We start from the raw sequence: 24165 nt of genomic DNA, 5'->3' as shown, positions 1-24165 counted from the left end.
GTCCGCGGTTTTGCTTCACGCTGGACACAGGCCGGAGATCGCGATCATGCCGTGCTTTCTGTTGTCGATGTTGATGCAGGGGCGGCTGACCGAGTGATGGCTTCGACCAAAAGGCCTAGCGATGTCGCGGACAAAAGTCCTTCCGGTCCGGCCGATGTGATGCGCGCTCCGCGGAGCCTATGCACTCAGCGAGTTAGCTCCGACGCGATCCGAAAGGCAGACCGCGGCGCTAGCGCCGGAATTTAGGGGTCCAGCTTTCCACGAGTTCAGCCTCGCCGTCTTCGTCGGATTCGTCGCCGTTTGCCTGCGCTATTAGGGTCTCGCAAGTCAGAACGGTCAGAGTGCGACCGTACTGTCCAAGCCCGACGACTTCCTCGGTAATGCGATAGACCCGCTCTCCCCCCATCCAGTCGTTCAGACGTCCGTCACTGGAGTCCTTTTTGCCGAGTCTAACATTTTCAGCCTGCGCGTTAAAACTCTCGGTAGCCGTTCCGCTCGGGACTGGCGTACCTTTGCGAATCCATTCCAGCTTCTTAGCTTGCTTCAGCCCTTCGGACATGAAGCACCAGTCGATGGAAGGTCCCGTGCTAAGAATCACGGCGACCGCGTCACGCGTAAGGCCTGCGTACCTGATAGCCGTCGCAGTAAGCGACGTTTCGCAGTCCCTGGCGAGCGTCTCGATGGCGGTGAGACCAGGATCATTCCGGTTGGCCTCCTTGCGGAACGGCACCTCCGGCATCAACAGCGCGGCGGCAAAATGATCGGCTTCCATCTCGAACGGATCGTTCGACGTGAAGTGCGCATGGGAATAGTGCGGGCCATGCGCGAGCAGCGCATTGGCATGACCCTCGATGCAATAGTGCCCAAGCTCGTGGGCGACGCAGAATTTTTGAAACCCTTTGCTGGACACGTGCGTCGCGTACAGGATGCCGAAGTTATCGCCAGCCTTCACCAACATGCCGGATACGCCTTGAACGGTACTCGGCTTAGCCTCGACCGCGATGCCCTTGCGGGTGGCGATCTCGATCGGATCCACCCGCAAGCCTTCAATTTTCATTTCGCGCAAGACAACGCTTGCGGCACCTTCCGCGATCATCTTTCGGGCCATGCGGGGCTTGGCGCTCAAGAGCGGCCTTTCTTGTCTGCATTGGCCCGGCTCAGGAGCATACCGACAAAATCCTCGGCTAGCTTCATGTCGTCGTGGCTCAGGTTGTGGATGTCACGGTGAAGGCGCCCAACAGTGCCCGATGCTTCGGGCGTATCCGCACGGCCCAAGAGGTAGTCGGTAGTGACATCCAGGGCGGCGGAGAGCCGTTTGAGGTTTTCAAAGGAGGGTTTCCTGGCGCCCGATTCAAAATGCGAGACTGAACTCGGTGGAAGATCCGCCTTTGCAGCCAGCTGGCTTTGGCTCAATCCTCGCAGTTCTCGCGCTGCTTTCAGTCTTTCCCTAAAGATATCAGTAGCTTCCGCGTTCATGGCGAGTTCGACATCCATCTATTGACGGTTTCGCCATTTAAGGGCATCATGGCGATATCGTCAATCATGCCATGGCGGAAGCGCATGGCGCAAGCACAATCGAAAGGAACCACAGCCATGGAAAATGTGAACGGCGACGAGGGCCGCGAGGTCAGCGGCCACGATGAGGCAGAGGCTCTGCACGAGATCAAGAAGGCCGAGGCCGACATCGACAAGGCCAAGGAGGAGATCGGCCACGGCATGACGGACCTGGACGCGGCCGAGAAAGAACTCGATGCGGCCGAGGAAGAACTTGAGGAAGCCCACGGCCATCCGAAAATCATCCATTTCTCGGTGGACGGCGAGAATTACGAGACCGAACAGCGCAAGTGGACGCCGAACGCGATTATCAAGGACTTCTCCGGCCTGGATATCGCAACACACTACCTCATCGAAACCGATCCCCATCATCAGGCCAGTTTTCAGGGCAAGGGCGAGGTTCCCTTCGAATTGCATGAGGGTGCGAGCTTTCAGGTCATCTCGGTCGGTCCTGCTCCGGTCTCCGACGGGACCGCGAGAAGTGGCGTGCCTTTCTTCATGGCGGGTCTGAAATCGCTCGGGTTCAATCCCGCGATTGCCCCCGGCAAGACCGAGCATGTTTACTTCGATTACGAAATTCCGACCGGCAAATTCGCCGGACGGCAGATCAAGCTGGGTCTAGTCGTACCCGGAGACTTCCCGATGACATCGCCCGCGGGAATCCACGTGTCGCCCAGGTTTTATCCCAATCAAGGCGGAGGCGCACACCCGACCGGTGGCATTCATGACAGCGCGGACTTTCAGCAAGCGCTGGGTGGTGAATGGCACTACTGGTCTCGCCCCTACACGAACTGGGGCGCCGCGAAGAAGGCGGTCGCCACCTACATGAGCCACGTATGGAAATTGTGGGACACGCAATGACAAGGGCCGTCCGAAGTGCGGCCATGTCCGAGGCGGTCGACGCGCTAGCCCGACGTCACCTGTTACGCGCCGACCGCCAGGAAGATCTTTGCTTCGCGCTCTGGCATCCAAGCACAGCGCAGACGCGGACGACCGCAGTGGTTGAACGGCTGATCTTGCCGCGAGAGGGTGAGCGGAACGTACATGGGAATGCCAGCTTCGAATCCCACTATTTCACCCGAGCCCTTTCGGAAGCCGCGCAGGCAGGCGCGGGCCTAGCCCTCATGCACAGCCATCCCGGTGGTATGGCATGGCAAGGCATGAGTCCGGACGACATCAATACCGAGCAAGGTCACGCAGCGGCCGCCTATGGCGCCACAAGACTTCCGTTTGTCGGCTTGACGATGGCTGGCGATGGGGCCTGGAGCGCCAGATTCTGGGAGCGCACGGCACCACGCCAGTACGCGAGGCGGGACTGCGCCACCGTTCGCGTGGTTGGAGAAAGGCTTCGAACCACATTTATGGAAGCGCTCGCGCCGGTCCCGCATGGGACAGAAGCGCAGATTCGAACGATTTCCGCCTGGGGGAATAAGAAGCAAGCCAACCTCGCGAGGCTTCGGGTGGGCATCATCGGAGCAGGCAGTGTTGGCGCCTTGATCGCTGAGGGCATGGCACGTACTGGGATTGAAGACATCACGGTCATCGATTTCGACAAGATCGAAATCAAAAATCTGGACCGCCTCCTGTACGCGAAGCGGGGCAACGTCGGGGCGCTGAAAGCAACGGCATTGGCTGACCACTTAGGAGAATGCGCGACCGGGGCGAGATTCGACGCCCTTCCGCTGGTAGCCGCCGTCTACGAGGAAGTCGGCTTCCGTGCCGCGCTGGATTGCGACGTTCTGTTTTCCTGCGTTGATCGCCCTTGGGGAAGACATGTCCTCAATTTGATTGCCTATGCCCACCTGATTCCTGTCATTGATGGTGGCATTTCCGTTCGCACGAACCGCCATGAGGAGTTGGCCGCGGCTGACTGGCGCGCTCATACAGTCACTGTGGGGCATCAATGTATGCAATGCATGGGGCAGTACGACGCTGGGCTTGTTCAGCTGGAACGCGAGGGGTACCTGGACGACCCGACCTACATCCAAGGCTTGGAGAAGGGCCATCCGTTAAAAGCTCGCGAGAACGTTTTTGCGTTTTCGATGGCCTGCGCGAGTCTTCAGACGCTCCAAATGCTGGCGATGGTCCTCGATCCTCTTGGCCGATCGAATCCCGGTAAGCAGCTCTATCATTTCGTCGGCAGCTTTATGGAGCCGAGCGAACATGGGAAATGCAGCCCCGAATGTCTGTTTTCTGATATCGCCGCACGGGGGGATCACTGTGGGTTTGAGGTGACTGGCGCTCCTCCAGCGAACAGAGATCCTGTTGTCAAGAAATTGCCCACCGACACGCCGAGCCTGTTCCAGCGAATCTCTCGCGCACTCAAGCACCTTTTCATCGGCTGACGGGTAACGGATGCATGCGTTTCGACCTTGCAACAGGTGCGGACACGTTCGACATCCGCGACGACAATGACGTAGAGGTAGTGCTTAGGACCGTCTCGCACCTTCAAGGCGACGCCTTCTACACGGAGTTTGCAGGCGTGCGCGAACATCTCGCGGTCCTCGATCTGGAGGCTTTCGCTGAACTGGACGTCGGTACCATCGACGATCTTCTCAGCTCGGCTTTCCTCTGGATCAGCGGCAGCTTCCGAAGCCATAGAGCAGATCGAACTCCACCATCACGATCTTGGTCGACTTGCGCTTGAGCTCGTTCTGCAGCACCGAGAAATCGGCGTGCCGTCGGCGGCGGGAACGACGATCTCGCCGTTGATGACGGCGGAGCGCCTTGATGCGCCCGGCATCGTGGGCGACCTTCTTGAAGCGGTGCGGTCCAGTCGTGTCCCCGCCGAGTAAAGATCTTGGCCACCTCGTTGGTCAGATGCACCTGCACCCGTCCAACTTGATTTCGTGAATCCATCGCCTGCCGGACGGCACCTTCTCGATCGAGGTTGCCAAGGCCGGTCCGATGAAGCTGAAGCGCTCCAGGCAACAGCTGATTCAAACTGACACAGTTCGAATCCTTACGGATTCCGTGAATCGCTTACTGCGTTGGTTGTTATTAATCCGACGGGAGGAGCCGATGGCGGTAGCGAAGAAGAAGACGGCGCGCGGGCGCAAGCAGGACCGGGCCCGTGTGGCCGGCGGGCAACGTATGAAGTGGTACGAGTCCACGAAACACAGCACGGTCGGCGTCAGCGGTTAAGAAATCTGTCAGGAGGGTCGGCAACAGCCGGAAGCGCGCCGCATCGCGCGCTAGTCATCTTTGCTGGTGTCGATTGTTCGGAACGTTGCCTAGACCTCCGGCGGGCATTCGGGGCAGGTGTTGCGATTGAGTTCAGGACCTCGGTGACCGCGCCGAAAGGCCCTGTGGCCGATCCTGAGCGGGCGATTTCGAACGCCTGCTCACGCACGTGCGGGTCTGCGCGATCCCGCATCCGTGCGTGGTACTCACAGTCGCGGATCGCCCCTGCGGCTATCGCCACCCTCATAAGGTGCGGATCGCCGTCCGCCGCTCCTTCTTCATCAGCATCAACATCGCCCTCCGCGAACGACGAATCCTCGCGGCCCTCGATTCATTCCGGCTGCTAACACAGAGCAGGGATTCCAAGTCGTCGGGGCACGTGCTTTTCGACGTCTTCCGCCGGCCTGTGCAAAACCAGCCACGCAGCATCTTGTTTCTTTGTCCGCGTCGCGCATGACGATTTTCAGCACCGCGTCTAGTAGACTGCGTTGCAGCGCCTTTTGCCTCAACCGCTCGACGACGGCATTCGGCCGTGCGGCGTCGATCGCTACCGCAAAGGGATGCGGAGCTCCTCGCCGGGGGCACTGCCCCGTTCCCGGGGTGCGGCCTGCTGCCGCCCCCGCAGAGCTCCCGCCCTTGCCATCCGAATATCCTCCGCACGAAATGAGATCCGAGAGATGATGATGCAGCAAATCTGCTCAAAACGGCCGGCGTGTGCCGAAAGGCTGCAATGCGGCGGCAATCGGTGAATTGATGCGCAAGCTCGGAGCGGTTATGCCCATCTCCCTCTGCAACCGCTCGAACGCGGCAGAGTAGCGGGACTATCAGCCGCAAGTCTTATATAGCCGTTCTCTTTCGTAGTTTGGGCCTGCGTGTCAGAAAGCCCGCTAAACGCGAACTGATACAAGCAGTGGTTATGGTTGGGCATCACAAACAAGTAGAGTTGACTAAGGCGTACTTACATAGATCAGCCAGCCGACCGAGAGTCTTTGACTGCAGGGCAAACAAGATTTTACGATGGAGCCGAGATGAACGTTGAGGACTACAGCGATTTTGTTCGCACGACGACCCAGTTCGCTCACAAGCCAAAGGAGGAAATGCGCTCCATCGCGTTGTACGGCCTGGTCGGCGAAATCGGGTCGCTCGTCGCCGCCATAAAGAAGAAAATCCTCGCCGAAGGAGGCGAAGAGGCGCGCTGGGACCGACCCAATGACGAAATCAAAGAGGAGCTCGGAGATGCGCTCTGGTATTGCTACTCGGTCTCTCAGATTACCAATGACAGCCATTTCGACATCCTCGCCGCTGATATTGCAGCACTACGAGCTGAAATCGGCAGCGCAGACGAACGTGCGCAGAAAATCGAGACCTCTCTAAACCCTGCAAAGCGAGCGGAATTTTTGGAGGCAGCAAAACATTTCCCTCCTGTGGGCGGCTATACATTCGATGCCTACCAGCACCTGGCATTTCAGACGGCGCGCACTGATGGCCGCGTTCTGCTCGAAGTCTGCTTGGCCGTGCTTTGGCAGCTCGGTGCAGAGCTTTTGCGAGTAACACTGCCCAAGATCGAGATCACACTGAACAAGAATGTAGCCGACCGCCCGTCGAACATCGTGCTTGGGGAAATCACCTGGCATTTGTCGGCGATGGCAAGTTTATACCACATGTCCCTCGATGATGTGGTGGAAGCAAACTGCGCAAAGGTTCGTTTTCGCTCAGAACGAGGCGCGCACACGCCACTACATGATGAAGGGCGCGATACAAAAGAACAATTCCCACGGTTGTTTGAGGTGGCGTTCGTTCGCGTAGGTCCCCAAAAATCCCGCATGTACTTCGATGGCAGGCCGCTTGGCGATGATCTAACCGACAATTTCTACGATGACGATGGATACAGGTTCCATGATGTTATTCATCTTGCTCTGATTGCCCATCTGGGTTGGTCGCCGGTTGTTCGAGGCCTCATGAGACGCAAACGCGACAGTGCGAACGATCGTGTCGATGAGGTCGAAGACGGCGGCCGGGCCAAGGTGGTCGAGGAGCTTGTTATCAAGGCTATTCATTCCGAGGGCGACAAGCAGGCGAAGGCGGCTGGCTGCTGCGGAATTGGCGCTCCAACGCGACTTTTTCCTGCTCGCAGCCTTATTAACTTTAGGCTGCTGAAAACCTTGCGGATGTACGTTGATGGCCTCGAGGTCGAGAAGAATGCCTTCTGGGAATGGGAAGATGCAGTTTTCGAAGGCTGCGAAATGTTCTATCGCCTTTGCAATGAAAAGCAGGGGACCGTCGTCGTTAATCTCACTGCGCGCAAACTAACGTTTTCGCCGATAGTGTCTCCATCGATCCATGGAGCCGCAGTTGGTCTTGGCATGGGATCAGCCAATTCGCAAGCGCCCCTCGGCGGAGAGATACTCAGCGCTGCTGAGTATGATTGGGCGCGTCAAATGGCCCTGGTCTCGGAAACAGTGGCCGCAAAGCGCGCGATTCTCGACTCTCTCGATTTGGATAAAGAATCGTGCGGGCTCTATTCTGAGCTTGAGGTTCGGCTGGATCGCACAAAGCGTGTCTATATGAAGGCCACCAAAGCAGTCCAGGAAAGAGCTTGGAAGTTGAAGGCTGTCGATTATAGGGTCGCCTTCACTGCTGTGGCTGGAGCAACGATTTGCACGGCAAGCGCCATCGCGGATTTGCGCGATGTATCAAATTAATCATGCGTGGACCGCGACTGCAAAACCCGTCCATGCACCTGGTCCGGCAATCCCGATCAGCAGTTGATGCGGCCACGCCCTCTATCTCCCTCGAGCCCCGACGGATCTAATTGTGCGCGTTTGCAAGGCGCGGAAGGCGCGCCTCGAACCATCGGGTTTTTTAGGGAGAGGCTCAGATGTTTCCTTGTAGAAACAGACAGTTACAACAAAATATGGCGCTCAGCCAAAATGAACGCCTCTCAGGATACATGGCTCTTGTCTGAAAATCGGACATGGTGTATATCGTTAGTGCGATTATCAGACGCGACCTTTTCAGCAGGGCTACGGAGGCGTTCATGCCCACGGCAGTTTCGACCACGCAATCGGCGGCTTTCCCTGCCATGCAAGTGGAGGCGTGTATCAGGGATACTTTGGCCGTCCAGGCCGCTGACCAGGCCATTCTGAGGCCGAGAGTACCCCAGATCCCTGGAATCGTTCCAGCTACTTCCTGGGAGCCCGAAATCGACTCTTTGGTTGCAGTCGAGGTGATCTGCGCGGTCGAGGAGCTTTTAGGCATCAAGTTGCCCGCGACGTTTTCTCCAAAAGGCGGCTACGACTCGGCCGAGGCCTGTGTGAATGACCTCCTGTGTGAAGCGAGCGCCGCATGGAATCAACTGACCAGTGAGAGAACATCATGAAGGATCGACTTGGTTTTTCACAGCCTTCACCCGAAGCTGATCGCATAGGGCTCAGCGAACGCCTGAAGCAGGCGCGCGAGTATATGGGTCTTAAGCAGGAGGATGTGGCCAAGTCACTCGGCATTCCGCGGAGCGCTCTCTCCAATGTCGAGGCTGGTACGCGCAAAGTAGATGCTATCGAACTCTCACGACTAGCTAAATTGTATCAGCGCCCATTGGCGTGGTTCACGGGGGAGGATCCTGAAATTGGATCGGAGCTTCCCAAGGAGGTTGCACATGTCGCGAGGGCTGCGGCGGCGCTCTCCCAGCAGGATCGCCAAGAGCTGGCGCGCTTTGCCGATTTCCTGAAATCCCGCGCTCGCGCAAAGGCCGGATCCGATGGCCGATAATCGCGCAGCCATATTGTCCGGTGCAAAGGCCGCGCACACTCTGCATCGTGATCTCGGGATTCGCGAACAGATCGAGCGTGGCGGTGGTAGCCGGGTAGATGTATTCGGAGCTATCGCCAAGCTCGGGGCGACATTGATGTTCCAGCCGCTAGACAAGTTGCTTGGCGCTTATTTGCCGGGAGAAGAGCTCGGAGTTCTGATTACCACAAAACGGCAGCTCCCCGTCCAGCGGTTCACCGGCGCTCATGAGCTGGGACATCTCTATATGAGTCATCAGCCCAGTTTGGATGACGCGAGCATCTTGCGGCGATCTCCGTTCTCGACTGCCGGGCGCGCCAATCGGCAGGAGCGTGAGGCCGACGCATTCGCATCGATGTTCTTAAGTCCAGCTTGGCTTATTGCATTAACTCTACAGCGCCACGGATGGTCAGCACGTCAGCTGACCGAACCGGAATTTGTCTATCAAGCTTCACTGCGGCTCGGCACCAGCTATCGCGCCACCTGCTATGCCCTCGAAAGGCACAAGGTGATCAGCAGCGCTCAATGCGCGCGGCTGGTCAATGTCGAGCCGAAGACGATCAAGCAGCATTTCCTTGCTGGATACGAGCCGCCCGATTGGCGGTCCGATGTTTGGCTCCTGACCCAGCGCGATGAAGGCTTACTTATTGAAGGTGGCCGGAATGACCTCTTCGTGATGAAGCTCCGAGAGAACAGTGGCGCCGGTTATCTTTGGAATTTCGATCAGTTGCGCGACGCCGGATTCGCGCTCGTTATAGATGATCGCGACGACGCCTGTCCTGACACAATTGGAGGGGTCTTGACCCGCACTGTCACTGCCAGGTCCGAAGATCGTGTGGAGGGCGAGGTCACTCTTCAAGAGGCACGCCCCTGGGCCGCCGATACGCCCCTTCACCAGCTACTTCTTCGGTATGATCTGCGCGGCCCCGAAAGCCCGGGCATGTGGGAGCCTGAACTAAAACGGGTGTTGCAGGCGGCATAACCATGATCAAGAGCATCGTCGACCTGCGCGGCAGCTTCGGGACGGCGCGGGACCAGCATTCTCGTCCCACGTGCCTCGCGTTCGCAGCAAGTGACACTCATGCGGCCATGCGGTCCGGCTGGACGCCACTATCGACGGAGTGGGCTTACTACCACGCTGTGAAGCGTGATGGTGGGACGCCCGGAGATGGCTCGACGCTCGCTTCGATGCTCGAGACCATCAAGTCGGACGGTCAGCCCAGAGAAGCCCACTGGCCTTATATTCGCAACCACGTTATCGATCTCGCCTCCTGGAAGCCGCCGGGATCACCTGCAGAGCTGTTCTTTCGCAATCACGGGACGCAGCCGCCGGACTTTCAACAGATTCTCGATCGCCTCGATGCCGGTTCGCCTGTCCTCGTAACAATGAGCTTGTCCAACGCGTTTTATGTCCCTGGTGCTGATGGGACAATCTTGGCCACGGAGCCGATCGATTCCAAACGACGCCACGCGGTGGTCGCGGTCGGGTACGGCGAAAAAGCGGGCGCTAGATTCGTGCTGATCCGCAATTCGTGGGGCGAGGCCTGGGGCCTTCAGGGGTGTGCGTGGCTCGCGGCTAATTATTTGGCCCCCCGTCTTATTGCAACTGCCATCCTGACCACGGAGCCGTGACGTCCATGTACATGCCAATTCCGTCCCAGCAGTCGAACGCCCAAGCCTGGATCGCCGCCGCCGCCGCCGTGCAGGATGCCGGTGGCGAGGCTCACAATGTCATCATCGATATCGCCGATCCGATATCGATTGCGCCAGTCGACCATGCGATCCTGACAACGGTCGACACATTTCTTCGCGAGCATCACGCCTATAGCATTTCGAGCATAGCAAACACCATCTTTCCCCAAAGTCTGCTTGATCGGCACGGTCCTGACGGGCTTTATGCCGCGTACGGTGAGTTGTTCCCGCGGATGAAGCAAATGACCCGCGATTGGGGCCGCTATTTCGATCGGATGACGGTTTGGAAAAAAATCAATGGCAAAGACGTTAAGCTCATTAACCCCCTCGATGACCTTGTGCGGTTTATGAAAACTCAGATTGCGTCAGACCGGACCTACCGTAATGCGTACGAAATGACGATCTATGATCCGGCTCGGGACGCCGGCAAAGTGTCGAACCGACAGTGCTTAAGCTTCCTGAGTTTCAAGCTTACAGACGACAACACCCTGCTGCTCACGGCGATGTATCGTAACCACATGTATGTCGCGCGAAGCCTCGGCAACTTCATTGGGCTTGGGCGTTTGCAAGCTTTCGTCGCTGCTCAAGCAGACGCGACCCTGGGTTCGCTGACTTGCGTATCCACGCACGCTGAAATCGACGCAGGAAAGAAGGACCATGACGGCGTTGTGCAGGGATGGACCCTGAGTGAGGCAAACGCCCTCATTCGGCAGTGCCGAAACCTCTTCAACGATCGTCCATCGCAGGCAGCGGTCAATTCGACCGCCATTGCTCAAATCGGAGCTCCTGCTCATCCGGATCGGCCGTAACAACGCCACGTCACAAACTGTACAGGGAGGCGCGACGTGCGACAGCAGCGCGGGCGGCACTCCAGCATACAGTTCGAAAATTGCGTCGTGTATCTGTGAGGATTTTTCGCGTGCGCTGAGCAGGCCGATAAGCCGTAACAGCGGCATGTAGGCTCCCTCCAACTCGGTCGCTTGCCCGGCCTTCCGCTGGCTCAGGCTCGCCGATAGCCGCCCAATCAGCGCTTTCTTCCGTCTTGTCGCGACTGCACGAGGGCCGCGTGACTGTCTCTTTTGGACAGTATATCGTAGCGCCGATTCGTTGTCCGCTGGACCGACCCTATATCGTCGGCGGCAGCCCCAAGTATAAGGCGTCGAATGACCCCCACCATTGTCTTCGATACCTATTGGCGGTTTGCGGCAGAGCGGCTTGCGATGTTCTATCGCCGCTTGGCCGAGCCCTTCGAGCCATGCACGACGGATCCCGTTCTGAGATCCTATCGGTTCACGAACACCTATCGCGCAACCGATCGCGTCAGTCAGTACCTCATCGCGCAAGTGCAGACGCGGCCCGATCGGCCCCAAGCTCCCCGCGAGGTGTTCTTTCGCACCATGCTGTTCAAGATTTTCAATCGGATCGAGACATGGGAGGCGTTGGAGCGGCGTCTTGGCCCCATCACGTGGGCGCATCTTGATCCTGAGGCTCTTGACCGCGGGCTGGAGGAACTGCGCCGTCGGGGACAGAGCATCTATTCGGCGGCCTACATCATGCCATCGCCGGCCTACGGTCATTCGCGTAAGCACAGCAATCATATAGCGCTTTTGCTGCAGATGATGGAGGATCGGGTTCCCGAGCAAGCTTGTCAGGCGCCGTCGCTCCAAGCCGTATACGAGCTCATTTTGAAATATCCAGGAATTGGAAAGTTCCTCGCATTTCAATACTCGATCGACCTGAACTACGCCTCGATGTTGGACTTCTCCGAGGCTGATTTTGTCGTCGCCGGTCCCGGTGCGCTCGACGGCATTTCCAAATGCTTTACGGACACCGCTGGAAAGACGCCGGAGCAGATCATTTTTTGGATGGCGGAACAGCAGGACGCGCAGTTCAAGAGACTGGGATTGCGCTTTTCGGGTCTCTATGGGCGCCCCCTCCAGCCAATAGATTGTCAGAACGTTTTTTGCGAGATTTCAAAATATGCTCGCGTGGCACATCCCGAGATTGGTGGCGTAGCCAACCGAACACGGATCAAGCAGATCTATCGTCAACATCTGCTGCCTCCACCAACACCGCAATTCCCCGCCCGTTGGGAATTACACGTGCCGTATCCACCGACAGCGCGTAAATCGGCTTTTTCAGCGCCGGTGCAACCATCATTATTCTAAATCTACTCGTAGCCAGAATGCTTACAACGGAGCCCCAGGTTGACACAGTGGATGAAGGCGCGGTCTTGGGCTGCATCACAAACCACAAAGGTCCAGTTCGGACCCTTCACAACTGTTGAGACGCTGTCGGTCGGACCGTAGCTGTCCGCCTGGAAATCTCCTGCTCAACAGCCGCTCGCAGTTCTTGTCCCTGCTCCACGTTTGCCATTCCATCATTGGTGGCCCGCTCGGATCTTCACGAACAGTGTGCTTCGTCTTAGGACGAGCGGACAAGAGGCGGTGCGCGGGACAGAGGTTCACTATCTCGAGCGGCCCGAGAACCTGCCGGCGCTGACATCACTCGAGAACTGGCGGAAATCCAATCCGCGAGATTTGCGACAGGTTTAAGGTCATTGGAATGCGTCGAACCTCTGTCGCACTGATTCTCGCCATTCTGTCGAGCGTGGCCTGGGCCGATGATTTTGTCGGACAGACCAGCGTGATCGACGGCGACACGCTGGACATGCATGGCGTGCGCATCCGGCTTTGGGGCATTGATGCACCGTAGAGCAGCCAGCTGTGCCGCGGCGAAGACAGCTTGCAATATCGTTGCGGTGCGCAGGCCGCGAACGACCTTGACGCCTTCATTGCCCGCCGTCCCGTCAATTGTGTTCCAGTCAGCCTCGACCCGTATGGCCGCACGGTTGCGACCTGCTCGGTCGCGGGAAGGGATCTCGGGGAATGGCTTGTGCGCAACGGGCTTGCGTTGAATTGGCCCCAATACTCGAAGGGCAGGTATCGTGAAGCTCAGCGCGAGGCTGAGCGCACCGGCCAGGGTGTCTGGAAGGGCAGCTACGTGGAGCCGTGGCTCTATCGAGCATGCATCCGCGCAAGTGGAAAGCCGTCCGCCTGTTCGGACGATGCAAATGCCCATCCTTGATGCGGTTCCGGCAAGGCGCCAATCCACAACGTGGGTTGGCCTGTCACCGGACTTGGGCAAGTGGCTCTGGCGCCGTCTGGGCGACTCACGCTACCCATCATTCCCAATCACCTCACTGCACAATGGGAATGAAATGGTTGCTGCCACCGGTGAATTGCCGGCCTCTGGTTACGCGCTTGAAGTGGACGGCCGGCTCAAGGCCGAATTTACAACCAGAGACGGTGCCAGGGCAGGTGGCGAAGAGCTCAAGAAGCGTTTTCCCATGCTTCAGATCAGGATCTATGACGCGCAGACCAATGCGCGCGAGGAAATCTAGATCCACTGATTCAACTTTTGGCGGAGTTGGTCGGCCAGAGCGCGTGCGGCTGTCGCCGCACCGGGCTCTCGTGAACCGAGCCGCTTTGCGTCTCGGCCATCCGGCTTCGATCCCTCGCGCAAGCGGATGCGGAGCTCCTCGCCGGGGGCACTCGGAAAAGGGGCTCGCCTGCGGCGACCGCTAGCACTGCCCCGTTCCCGGGTGCCGCTATTAAACCGGTCTCGTCGCTGCACTCGGACCCGCGTGCCCCTTCGGGTCGCTATGCTCACGCTCTCCGGGTGCCATTTCCGTTGCGGCGATGCGCCCCTGGCGCACGCCTGGCCGGGCCTGCGGCCCTGGGTAGCTCAACGCAATTCCCATGAACACCCGATGGAAGCCGGGCTGCGTCGCAGATTTCGCAATCTCTCAGGTAGAGGCGAGAGTCAGAGTGTCGGCCGGGTTTTGGCGTGACGGGTTACAGGCTGCGAGAGAGGCTCGCGGGGCCCGTCGCGGAGATCCGCGATGTCCAGACATTATCCTCAGGCGCGCACCGGCGAGGACCGGGCAAGCCTTTATGAGGACATCACCAACAAGATCATCGCCGAGCTGGAGGCTGGCCGAGTGCCGTGGGTGCAGCCCCGGGGCGGCGCTTCGGCGAAGGCGTCCTTGGCCATGCCGAGAAGCGTGGCCACCGGCCGCCAATACAGTGGCGTCAACGTTCTCATTCTCTGGGGGGCCGCGACCGAGCAGGGATTTACAGGGCAGAGCTGGCTTACATTCCGCCAGGCGCTGTCGCTCGGTGGTCACGTCCGCAAGGGCGAGCGCGGCACCACCGTGGTCTATGCCGACCGCTTTGTGCCGGTCGACGAAAAGCGCCGCGCGAGCGAGAGCGGTGAGGAAGCGCAGGCCATTCCGTTCCTGAAGCGCTTCACGGTCTTCAACTGCGATCAATGCGACGGCTTGCCTGCAGAGATCGCAACAACGGCGCCGCCTCCGCCGCCAGGCCTGATCGAGCCGCAGGTCGAACACCTGATCAAGGCGACCGGCATCGACTTCCGCATTGGCGGCAATCGCGCCTTCTATGTGCCGACCGAAGACTATGTGCAGGTGCCGCCACCGCAAGCCTACTTCGAACCGATCAATTGGCATCGAACGGCCCTCCACGAACTGGCGCATGCCAGCGGCCATCCATCACGTCTCAACCGTGACCTGTCAGGCAGCTACGGTACCAGGAAGTACGCTTTTGAGGAGTTGGTGGCAGAAATCTCGTCTGCGTTCAGTTGCGCCTCGCTCGGTATCGTGCCGACGGTGCGGCACGCCGACTATATCGGCTCCTGGCTTGAAGTCTTACGCGAGGACAATCGTGCAATTATCCGCGCCGCTTCCCAAGCCAGCAAGGTCGCGGACTATCTCCTTGGATTCTTGCCAGAACCCGCTGTCGACATGATGGCGGAGAGAGCGGAGCAAGCGGCGTGAGGCTCCACTCGGCCGCCGCGGGCACGAGAGGGAGAGGGCGGGGTCGTTTTCCGCGACGGGTTGGAGGCCGAGAGAGATGCTCTCGGCCGCCCGTCGTGGAGAATCGATATGACGAAGGCTGTCCAAAAGATCACGCTGTCCCCCTCACGAGACATCCCGTTCAACAAGCTGGTGCTGAGCCAGTCCAACGTCCGGCATGTGAAGGCGGGCATTTCCATCGAGCAGCTCGCCGAAAGCATCGCGCAGCGTACGCTGCTGCAAAGTCTCAACGTGCGGGCGGTCGTGGACGCCGAAGGCAATGAGACCGGCATGTTCGAGGTGCCGGCCGGCCGCCGCCGCTTTCGCGCGCTCGAGCTTCTCGTGAGGCAGAAGCGCATGGCAAAGACGTAAGCCGTTCCTTGTGTCGTCCGCGAGGGCGGCATCGCTCAAGACGACTCGCTTGCAGAGACTGACGAGCGGGTAGGGCTTCATCCGCTCGATCAGCTCCGGGCATTCCAGACCTTGAGTGGCGCCGGATTATCCGACGAGGATATCGCTACCCGGCACTTCATGACACCGGCTGTCGTGAAGCAACGACTGCGGCTAGCGTCCGTGTCGCCAAAGCTCCACGAGGTCTATGCCGATGACGGCATGACGCTCGAGCAACTCATGGCCTTTGCTGTGACAGCCGACCAGGCGCGCCAGGAGCAGGTCTGGGAGAACGTCAGCCGATCCGGCTATGATGAACCGTATCAGATCCGGCGAATGCTCACCGAAAATACCGTGCGCGCGTCCGATCGACGCATTCAGTTCATTGGGCTGGATGCTTACGAGCAGGCTGGCGGCGGCGTTTTGCGGGACCTGTTCGAGCACGATGATGGCGGCTGGCTCGAGGACATTGCTTTGCTCGACCGTCTCGTGACAGAAAAGCTCAAAGCCGAGGCCGACGCGATTGCAGCCGAAGGGTGGAGGTGGGTTTCGCTTGGCGTCGAATTCCCCTACGGCCACACGGACGGCCCGCGCGAAATCGAGGACAAACCTGTCGACCTCTCCCCGGAGGAGCAGGCCACCATCGACGCCCTCAACGCCGTACGGGTCAGGATTAAATCCGATTATCAAGATACCGATGAGCTGCCCGATGAGGTCGATCAGCGTCTCGGGGAAACCGAGACCGCACTGATGGGGTTCGAACGCTGGCCGATGATGTACGATCCGGCCCGAGATCGCCCGCGCTGGCGTCTTCGTCAGCATCGATTCCGAAGGGCGCCTCTCGGTCCATCAGGATTACGTCCGGCCGGAGGATGATGTCCCGGCAGACGATCCTGAAGTCGGACAGTCCGCCGACACACAATCGGTCGAGGGGAAGGCGGCTGGGCCTTCCGTCCAACGCGCGGTCATCGCGGTTGCTGGCGGCGCTCCTGACGCGGAAGAAGATGATGAGGACGCGACCAAACCTCTGCCGGATCGGCTGATCACACACCGGGTTGACAGCCCATCGCACACTGGCGTTGCGGGATGCGCTGGCAGAAAATCCCGCCATCGCTTTCCAGGCGGTGCTGCACAATTTCGTACTGAGGGCCTTTTACCGGTTCGCTTCGTCCGGAAGCTGCCTTGAGATCGGACTTCGGACGGCGACCTTTCCGGCTCAAGCTCCTGGCTTGAGGGAAAGCGCGTCCGCGAAGGCGGTCGAGGCCCGGCATGAGTCCTGGAAGGCACGGTTGCCGAGGGGCGAGAACGATCTCTGGGATGCGCTAACGGCTCTCGATGGCGCGGCGCAGGCGTCCCTGTTCGCTCACTGTGCGTCATTTGCAGTCAACGCTCTCTACGAGCCGGCCAACCGCTACAATCAGGGCCGCGTCTCCGCACAGGGTGTCCGCGCGCGACTCGACCAGGCTGACGTGCTGGCACGCGCGGTCGGTCTCGACATGGTTCAAGCGGGCTGGAAGCCCTCGGTCGACAACTATCTCGGCCGGGTCACCAAGCCTCGCATTCTGGAGGCGGTGCGGGAAGCCAAGGGTGAATCCCCCGCGCAACTGATCGACCACCTGAAGAAGGCCGACATGGCCAAGGAGGCCGAGCGTCTTCTCGATGGTTCGGGCTGGTTGCCGGAGCCGCTGCGTCTGGTCGATCCCAATGCGGCGTCAGGGGAGCAGGAGAGTGAAGCGGGCCCGCTGCCCGAATTCCTCGCCGAGGACGAGGATCGGGAGAACGCCGGCGAAGATGATCCGCAACAGCTCGACGCAGCCGAGTGACATCATAGAAGGAATCGCTCCAGTCGTCCCTGCAATTGCTTGGGGACCGGTGTGCTGTGCCGGTCCCCATTTTTATGGGCGAGGGCTGAGAGGGAGAGCCGGGCCGGGAAGGGCTTGAGCCGTCGGGTCTTGAGGAGAGCACCTGATGGTTCGACCCGTTTCCTGCTCTCCGAAAGAACTCAGCCATGACCGAATCTATCGCCGGCGGCGCTGCCGCTACGCCGCTCTCCATGCGTGCGGCTGCAACTCTCACCTCCGCCGCCGTCAGGGCCGCCCGACAGCTCTCGACCGACCTCGATCGCGGCCGGCGCATCGATGCCGCTGTCCTGCGCGGCGCCATGGAAGCTGCCTTCGGCGCTTCGGACGCCACTGGCGCCTGGAACTGGAAGACCGCCTACGATGTCTGCGAGGCGGCAACCGTTCTGTTCCTTCGCAAGTTTTGCCCGGCTATCCGCGTCAAGGCCGGCTCGACGGCCGCGATGCTGCCGATGCTCGCGAGAATCTCGAACTGCCTGCCGACCCACACGCGGCGCTCCGAGGACAGCCAGGCCCTTCAACAATTCTCGACGCCGATCCCGCTGGGGCTTGCCGCATGCACTGCTGCCGGCATGACGCCGTCCGATCGGGTTTTGGACCCCTCCGCCGGGACCGGCTTGCTTACCATCTTTGCCGAGCTCGCCAGCGGTGCCTTGGTGTTGAACGAGCTGGCCGAGACCCGCACGGCGTTGCTCGACCAACTGTTTCCCAACATTAAGGTCACCCGGTTTGATGCCGCCCAGAGCGACGATCACCTCGATGCGGGAGTCGTACCGAGCGTCGTCCTGATGAACCCGCCGTTCTCGGCATTGGCGAACGTCGATCGACGAATGGCGGACGCGGCTCTCCGGCATATCTCCTCTGCATTGGCGCGTCTCTGCGACGGTGGGCGTCTGGTCGCCATTACCGGCGCGAGCTTCGCACCGGAGAACCCGGCGTGGCGAGATGCCTTTGTTCGCCTCCAGCAATGCGGGCGGGTGGTGTTTTCTGCTGCCATCGATCGCGCGGTCTATGCGAAACACGGAACGCAAACTGACATACGACTGCTTGTGATCGACAAGCAGCCTGCCGCAGACCCGAAAGTCTTTCCCGCTTCACCGGGCATGGCGAGCGATGTCGCCACCTTGCTTGATTGGGCGACTCAGGATGTACCTCCGAGGCTGCCTGTTGTCGCGCCGGTGGCGGTCGACGTCATCAGGCGCCCTGCGATATCACGATCTATCGACGCCTCTGCGCCACGCCCATCGTCTACTCCGAGCCCTGCAGCGCTAGAGGGCTTCGAACTCGCCTATGAGACGGTCGAGTGGACGCCTTCGGAAGGCGCTCGACTGACCGACGCGCTCTATGACGAATACGCGCTGCAGGCGATCCGTATTCAGGACGCGCATGCGCATCCGTCCAAACTCGTGCAGTCCGCCGCGATGGCCTCGATCGCGCCGCCGAAGCCGTCTTACCGGCCACTTCTGACGGCCAACGTCGTGGCGGATGGCATCCTGTCCGACGCCCAGCTCGAGAGCGTCATCTATGCCGGCGAAGCGCATTCCCAGTTTCTTGCGGGCTCCTGGATGGTGGATGCGACCTTTGACGTTGTGGCGGCCGCTCGCGACGATGCAGAAAATGCCGTCCGTTTTCGCCGCGGCTGGTTTTTGGGTGATGGCACCGGCGCGGGCAAGGGGCGGCAAGTCGCCGGCATCCTCATCGACAACTGGCTCAAGGGCCGCCGCCGTGCGGTCTGGATCAGCAAGTCCGACAAGCTGATCGAACACGCGCAGCGCGACTTGAGCGCCTGCTGGTTACGCCGCTCTCCCGGTTTCGCCAGGGCATGCCGATCCGGCTTTCGGAAGGCGTCCTTTTCACCACCTACGCTACGCTGCGCACCGATGAGCGTGGCGAGAAGCTTTCGCGCGTGCTGCAGATCGTCGAATGGTTGGGCTCCGATTTCGACGGAGTGATCATCTTCGACGAGAGCCACGCGATGCAGAACGCGGCAGGCCAGAAGGGCGAGCGCGGTGATCAGGCGGCGTCCCAGCAGGGGCGTGCGGGGTTGAGGCTCCAACACGCGCTTCCGAATGCCCGCATCGTCTACGTCTCCGCAAGAGGCGCCACAACGGTCCACAATCTCGCCTACGCCCAGCGGCTGGGATTGTGGGGTGGCGTCGATTTCCCAATCGCCACCCGCGCCGAGTTCGTCGAAGCGATCGAGGAGGGCGGCGTCGCCGCCATGGAGGTGCTGGCGCGCGACCTCAAGGCGCTCGGTCTCTACGCGGCCCGCTCGCTGTCTTACGAGGGCGTCGCATACGAGCTCGTCGAGCACCAGCTCACACCAGAGCAAGTGCGCATCTACGACGCCTACGCCGGCGCGTTCAGCGTCATCCATAACAACCTCGATGCGGCAATGCGGGCCGCCAACATCACCGGCGCGACGGGAACGCTGAACGAGGCAAAATCCGCGGCACGATCCGCTTTCGAAAGCGCCAAGCAGCGCTTCTTCGGTCATCTCCTGACCTCGATAAAGACACCATCGCTGATCCGCTCGATTGAGCACGATCTCGACGCCGGTCATGCCGCCGTGATCCAGATCGTGTCGACGGGCGAACCGCTGATGGAGCGCCGGCTCGCCGAGATTCCGACGGAGGAATGGGGCGACGTCCGGATCGACATCACCCCGCGCGAGTATGTCCTCGACTATCTCGCCCATTCCTTTCCGGTCCAGCTCTACGAGCCCTTCACCGACCAGGAGGGCAATCTCTGCTCGCGGCCTGTCTACCGTGATGGGCATCCGGTCGAGAACCGGGAGGCCGTCGCCCGCCGCGACCGCCTCATCGAGAAGCTCGCCTCGCTGCCGCCGGTGCCTGGGGCGCTGGACCAGGTGATCCAGCGCTTCGGCACCGAGGTGGTCGCGGAAGTCACCGGCCGCTCACGCCGCATCGTTCGCAAGGGCGAACGGCTGGTCGTCGAAAACCGGGCCGGTTCGGCCAACCTCGCCGAGACATCGGCGTTCTTGGACGACGTCAAGCGGATCCTCGTGTTCTCCGACGCGGGCGGTACGGGCAGGAGCTACCATGCCGAGCTGTCGGCGCGGAATCTCCGCCTGCGGGTCCACTATCTGCTCGAGCCCGGCTGGAAGGCCGACGCTGCGATCCAGGGCCTCGGCCGCACCAACCGGACCAACCAGGCGCAGCCGCCGCTGTTTCGCCCCATGGCGACCGACGTGAAGGCCGAAAAGCGCTTCTTGAGCACCATCGCACGCCGGCTCGACACGTTGGGCGCTATCACGCGTGGCCAACGCCAGACCGGAGGGCAGGGTCTGCTCCGACCGGAGGACAATCTTGAAAGCCAGCACGGACGGGATGCGTTGCGTCAGCTCTATACTCTGCTGGCGCGCGGCAAGGTCGACGACTGCTCGCTCGACACGATGCGCGACCGCTTGCGGGCCTGCGGCCTCTTTGGCGAGATCATTTCCTGGAAGCTGCGCATGTTCGTGCCCACGGACGCGAGCGGCGTCGAGATCCTGGTGAAGGTGCTCGACCACTATCACGTCGCGCGCATCAGCGAGCGGGAGGCCACGTGATGTCCCACGATGCCTCTGAGCTGGCACGCGGCCTCGCGCGCGAGGCCGAGGCGGTGTGCCGACACTATCTTTCCAATGGCAAGCGGGCAGGGCGGTACTGGTTGGTCGGCGACGTCCACAACACCCCGGGCCGCTCACTATTTGTGCGGCTCCAGGAATCGCCGAAGGGGCTCGCGGGCAAGTGGACCGATGCCGCAACCGGCGAACATGGTGATCTCCTCGACATCATCCGCGAAAGTCTGGGTTTGCGAGACTTTCGTGAGGCCGCCGAGGAGGCGAGGCGCTTTCTCAAGCTACCTCGTGCTCAGCAGCAGCCGGCCCTGAAACCGGTTCGTTCGCCAGCGTCGACCGGATCACAAGAGGCGGCTCGTCGGCTCTTTGCGATATCCAGCCCGATCGAGGGGACCATTGCCGAGGCATGTTTGCAGCGCCGCGGTATAGCCCGCATCCACCATGGTGGCAGTCTGCGTTTCCATCCGCGCTGCTACTATCGGCCGGACGACAATCTGCCGACCGAGACCTGGCCGGCGATGATTGCCCGCGTCACGGATCTCGATGGACGAATTACTGGCGTACATCGCACCTGGCTCGATCCAGACGGCTTCGATCGCGTGCGGCTGGGTAAGGCTCCGGTCGATACGCCACGACGCGCGATGGGCGACCTGCTCGGCAACGCTGTTCGCTTCGGCGTGGTGGATGACGTGCTCGCAGCCGGCGAGGGCATTGAGACCATGCTTTCGTTGCGCTGTGTGCTGCCGAGCATGCCAATGGCGGCTGCGCTTTCGGCCAATCACCTCTCAGCCATGCTGCTGGCGTCTGGCCTGCGTCGTCTCTATATCGCCCGCGATGCTGATGCTGCGGGGGATGCCGTGCAGGCGGTTCTCACGCAGCGCGCGCAAGAGGCCGGCATTGAAGTGATCCCGCTGTCGCCGCGGCTGGGCGACTTCAACGAAGATCTGCAGGTCTTCGGTGTTGATGTCCTCCGAGCAGCCCTGCAGTTTCAACTCGTGCCCAAGGACGTCGTTCGCTTCCTGCATTCGTCGAGGGTGGCCGCGGAATAGCATCGGCGCTTCGGTCGACGCCGTCACCCCGGTCGGGCGAGGCCCGTGCGGAAGAGGACGCGACCTTGGCCTTCTAGAGGGCGATCGGACAGCAGCCGGCCCGGGCCGGCAATGGCTGCGTCCGCCTATTTTCCGCCGCGCGCCACCGCGCGCTTTGCATCGCGAAACAAAATAGCCGGCCTCCGCCATCCTCCGCTGCGCTTCGGCCCTTTGGGGTGCTGGTCCGTTCCGCCCGCCGTCAGAGGATCGCCACGAAGGCCGCGATGGTCGCGGCCGATCCGGCAAAGGACCTCTTCCCATGATCGACCATGACGACATCGAACCGCCGCATGCCTCGTCTCCGACAGACCACGTCCTCACCGAATTACAGCTCTTCGGCTACCGTCTTTTCGACGACCAGCCAGATCCCAGACCGCTTCCGGAGGGAAAAATCATCGCCGGCGCGGTCTCTGACATCTTCGACGCCCTGGTTGCGACCCTGAACGGCACGCGGCTTGAGCCGGACCTCGACGATCTGCTCTGGTCGACGGTCAACCTGTTCCATCGCGCCGTCGATCGCATCGAACGCCAGCTCGACGACAACGAGCAGGCGCAGCATAAGAGCCAACGCGAGCAGAACGGCTCGGAAGTGCGATCGGTCGAACTCGAGCGCCTCACTGCTGAGGGCATCACGCTGATCGAGCGCCGCAACTGCTTGGAACTCTTCCGCGACCAGGCGATCGAACGATTTGAGGTCCACACCGGCTCATCCTGGCGCCCACGATCAGGATCATTGGTCAATCACCGCACGCTCACCGCAGCGATGATCGACTCCCGCGACTTCATTGCCGCCAAGCGTCGTTCTGAGACTGAGGTCATGTTGCCACCAGGACCGAAAATCGCACTCACCGGCGGGCTCGACTTCAATGACCACCACCTCATCTGGGATCGCCTCGATAAGGTATATGCCAAGCATCCCGACATGGTCCTCCTGCATGGCGGCTCGCCGAAAGGCGCCGAACTGATCGCCTCGAAATGGGCGACCACCCGCAACGTACCTCAGATCGCGTTCAAGCCTGACTGGACGAAACATGCCAAGGCAGCCCCCTTCAAGCGCAACGACGCCATACTCGAACTCCTGCCGATCGGCGTCATGCATTTCCCGGGCACGGGCATTCAGGACAACCTCGCCGACAAGGCGAAGCGGCTCGGCATCCCCGTGTGGAGGTTCGGCGGCGCATGAGCGCCGTCTTGCTCGCCTCGAAGACAAGGTGGAGTTGCGCGCCGCAACTCCGCCTCATTTTGTTTTTACATCCAAAACTGCCCCGTGGTGGTGGTGGAAGGCGCGACTGCTAGATCTATGCACGTGGAGCCACCACCATGCTCGCCCTTGGGCTTGTCCTCAACGCCGTCGGCATGGGCTTGTTCTGCTGGGCGATCTTCGCGCTCGCTGTGTATGCGTTGGCGTTTTTCATCGCACTGAGTATCGGGATGATTGCGTTGCAGAGCGGCGCCGGCGTCGCCGGCGCGCTGCTTATGGGAACGGCCGGTGGTGCGCTGATGCTTGCCGCTGGTCAGGTCGCCGTCGCCCTTAATCGGTCCTTGGCGTTGCGCGTCGCGATCGCAACCGCATTCGCGGTCCCTGCGGCGATCGCGGGCCATCATGTGGTGTTTGCTCTATCGCAGATCGGGGTGCCTTCACTAGCTTGGCGCGAGGCCTTCGCGTGCCTAGGTGCGGTTTGCATCGGCGGCACGGCATGGACACGCTTGACCGTGTTCGCGGGGACCCGCCCGTCGGCGTCGGCGGGTGTGGTGGAGAATATGCCTCGACCAATTCTTACAGCCGCAACGCAAGAGCAACGACGGGTCGTCGCCATCATCGTCGAGCAAGGTCGCACAGGGCGGCACGTTGAAAGACGGCTCATCGAGCTTGAGCGAGAGATAGTCGCGGCTCTCGTAGGAGCGCTTTAAGCAAGCCCTAGCGATCTTTGTCTGGCCCACATAGCTGCGGTGGCGCGGCGCGCCGCGCTCGATCATTCCTTCCGGGACGATACCGCCCTTTCCGGTAGATTGTTTCTCTTTCTGCGCCGAACCGTACCGACCTCTTGTTCAGCACAACCGATTAGCCAAGTCTTCTCCTTAAGCTTGCGGTTCAGCACGCGGACCACGTGGCCTCATTGATGGCTTGATCTGGCCAAAGGCCGGCTTCGCCTC

17 protein-coding genes and 5 pseudogenes are annotated in these 24165 nt (G+C 60.6%); 17 read left to right on the top strand and 5 right to left on the bottom strand.

What is annotated here, in order from left to right:
* Positions 1-229: 229 nt before the first annotated feature.
* The gene (locus tag AB8Z38_RS18160) at positions 230-1126 is read right to left on the bottom strand and encodes an ImmA/IrrE family metallo-endopeptidase (RefSeq protein WP_369726354.1); all 897 of its coding nucleotides are present in this window, start codon (positions 1124-1126) and stop codon (positions 230-232) included.
* Positions 1123-1494, bottom strand: a complete 372-nt coding sequence (locus AB8Z38_RS18155; protein ID WP_369726353.1) for a helix-turn-helix domain-containing protein — start codon at positions 1492-1494, stop codon at positions 1123-1125. The genes AB8Z38_RS18160 and AB8Z38_RS18155 overlap by 4 nt, the downstream gene beginning before the upstream one ends.
* Before the next feature lie 99 nt (positions 1495-1593).
* Between AB8Z38_RS18155 and AB8Z38_RS18150 the strand changes: the two genes are divergently transcribed.
* Together AB8Z38_RS18150 and AB8Z38_RS18145 are read left to right on the top strand one after the other, a co-directional pair.
* Positions 1594-2415: an E2/UBC family protein gene (locus AB8Z38_RS18150; RefSeq protein ID WP_369726352.1), complete on the top strand. Its 822-nt coding sequence runs from the start codon at positions 1594-1596 to the stop codon at positions 2413-2415.
* Between the two features lie 23 nt (positions 2416-2438).
* The gene (locus tag AB8Z38_RS18145) at positions 2439-3899 is read left to right on the top strand and encodes a ThiF family adenylyltransferase (RefSeq protein WP_369726351.1); all 1461 of its coding nucleotides are present in this window, start codon (positions 2439-2441) and stop codon (positions 3897-3899) included.
* Positions 3900-3994: 95 nt separating this feature from the next.
* On the opposite strand, the pseudogene AB8Z38_RS18140 reads toward AB8Z38_RS18145, so the two are convergent.
* Positions 3995-4493 (bottom strand): annotated as a pseudogene (locus tag AB8Z38_RS18140) (DNA ligase); the annotation flags it as partial.
* 82 nt (positions 4494-4575) lie between these two features.
* Between AB8Z38_RS18140 and AB8Z38_RS18135 the strand changes: the two are divergent.
* From AB8Z38_RS18135 to AB8Z38_RS18065, 15 genes and pseudogenes are all read left to right on the top strand, one after another.
* Positions 4576-4747, top strand: a pseudogene (locus AB8Z38_RS18135) (DUF3606 domain-containing protein); the annotation flags it as partial.
* A gap of 1018 nt (positions 4748-5765) precedes the next feature.
* Positions 5766-7439, top strand: a complete 1674-nt coding sequence (locus AB8Z38_RS18130; RefSeq protein WP_369726350.1) for a MazG nucleotide pyrophosphohydrolase domain-containing protein — start codon at positions 5766-5768, stop codon at positions 7437-7439.
* A 335-nt stretch (positions 7440-7774) separates the two neighbouring features.
* Positions 7775-8116 (top strand): hypothetical protein, encoded by a 342-nt coding sequence (locus tag AB8Z38_RS18125; protein WP_369726349.1) that lies wholly within the window; start codon positions 7775-7777, stop codon positions 8114-8116.
* Positions 8113-8505, top strand: coding sequence for a helix-turn-helix domain-containing protein (locus tag AB8Z38_RS18120; protein WP_369726348.1), 393 nt, complete (start codon positions 8113-8115; stop codon positions 8503-8505). Before AB8Z38_RS18125 ends, AB8Z38_RS18120 begins: the two co-directional genes overlap by 4 nt.
* Positions 8495-9505 (top strand): ImmA/IrrE family metallo-endopeptidase, encoded by a 1011-nt coding sequence (locus AB8Z38_RS18115; protein ID WP_369726347.1) that lies wholly within the window; start codon positions 8495-8497, stop codon positions 9503-9505. Before AB8Z38_RS18120 ends, AB8Z38_RS18115 begins: the two co-directional genes overlap by 11 nt.
* 2 nt (positions 9506-9507) lie before the next feature.
* A complete protein-coding gene (locus AB8Z38_RS18110) occupies positions 9508-10155 on the top strand; it encodes a C1 family peptidase (RefSeq protein ID WP_369726346.1) in 648 nt (215 codons plus the stop codon).
* A 5-nt stretch (positions 10156-10160) separates the two neighbouring features.
* Positions 10161-11024 (top strand): hypothetical protein, encoded by an 864-nt coding sequence (locus AB8Z38_RS18105; protein ID WP_369726345.1) that lies wholly within the window; start codon positions 10161-10163, stop codon positions 11022-11024.
* Between the two features lie 354 nt (positions 11025-11378).
* Positions 11379-12383, top strand: coding sequence for a nucleotide kinase domain-containing protein (locus AB8Z38_RS18100; protein ID WP_369726344.1), 1005 nt, complete (start codon positions 11379-11381; stop codon positions 12381-12383).
* 397 nt (positions 12384-12780) lie between these two features.
* Positions 12781-13302, top strand: a pseudogene (locus AB8Z38_RS18095) (thermonuclease family protein).
* Positions 13289-13618 (top strand): hypothetical protein, encoded by a 330-nt coding sequence (locus AB8Z38_RS18090; protein ID WP_369726343.1) that lies wholly within the window; start codon positions 13289-13291, stop codon positions 13616-13618. The pseudogene AB8Z38_RS18095 and the gene AB8Z38_RS18090 overlap by 14 nt, the downstream one beginning before the upstream one ends.
* 501 nt (positions 13619-14119) lie before the next feature.
* The gene (locus AB8Z38_RS18085) at positions 14120-15073 is read left to right on the top strand and encodes an ArdC family protein (RefSeq protein WP_369726342.1); all 954 of its coding nucleotides are present in this window, start codon (positions 14120-14122) and stop codon (positions 15071-15073) included.
* Between the two features lie 108 nt (positions 15074-15181).
* Positions 15182-17304, top strand: a pseudogene (locus AB8Z38_RS18080) (ParB/RepB/Spo0J family partition protein).
* Positions 17305-17489: 185 nt separating this feature from the next.
* A pseudogene (locus AB8Z38_RS18075) lies at positions 17490-20764 on the top strand (strawberry notch-like NTP hydrolase domain-containing protein); the annotation flags it as partial.
* Positions 20765-20910: 146 nt separating this feature from the next.
* Positions 20911-21972: a toprim domain-containing protein gene (locus AB8Z38_RS18070; RefSeq protein ID WP_369726341.1), complete on the top strand. Its 1062-nt coding sequence runs from the start codon at positions 20911-20913 to the stop codon at positions 21970-21972.
* Between the two features lie 298 nt (positions 21973-22270).
* Positions 22271-23194 carry a DUF2493 domain-containing protein gene (locus tag AB8Z38_RS18065; RefSeq protein ID WP_369726340.1) on the top strand — a complete coding sequence of 308 codons (924 nt, stop codon included), beginning with the start codon at positions 22271-22273 and terminating at the stop codon, positions 23192-23194.
* 65 nt (positions 23195-23259) lie between these two features.
* Here the strand turns inward: AB8Z38_RS18065 and AB8Z38_RS18060 are convergent, their stop codons facing one another.
* Both AB8Z38_RS18060 and AB8Z38_RS18055 read right to left on the bottom strand, forming a co-directional pair.
* On the bottom strand, positions 23260-23616 hold the full coding sequence (locus AB8Z38_RS18060) for a hypothetical protein (protein ID WP_369726339.1): 357 nt from the start codon (positions 23614-23616) through the stop codon (positions 23260-23262).
* Between the two features lie 63 nt (positions 23617-23679).
* Entirely contained in the window at positions 23680-23988 is a 309-nt protein-coding gene (locus tag AB8Z38_RS18055; protein WP_369726338.1) for a DUF736 family protein, read from the bottom strand.
* Between the last annotated feature and the right edge of the window lie 177 nt (positions 23989-24165).

This window comes from Bradyrhizobium sp. LLZ17, from assembly GCF_041200145.1.
GTDB lineage: Bacteria > Pseudomonadota > Alphaproteobacteria > Rhizobiales > Xanthobacteraceae > Bradyrhizobium.
Note: the sequence above shows the minus strand (reverse complement) of the source record. Positions and strands in the feature narration are given on the sequence as shown.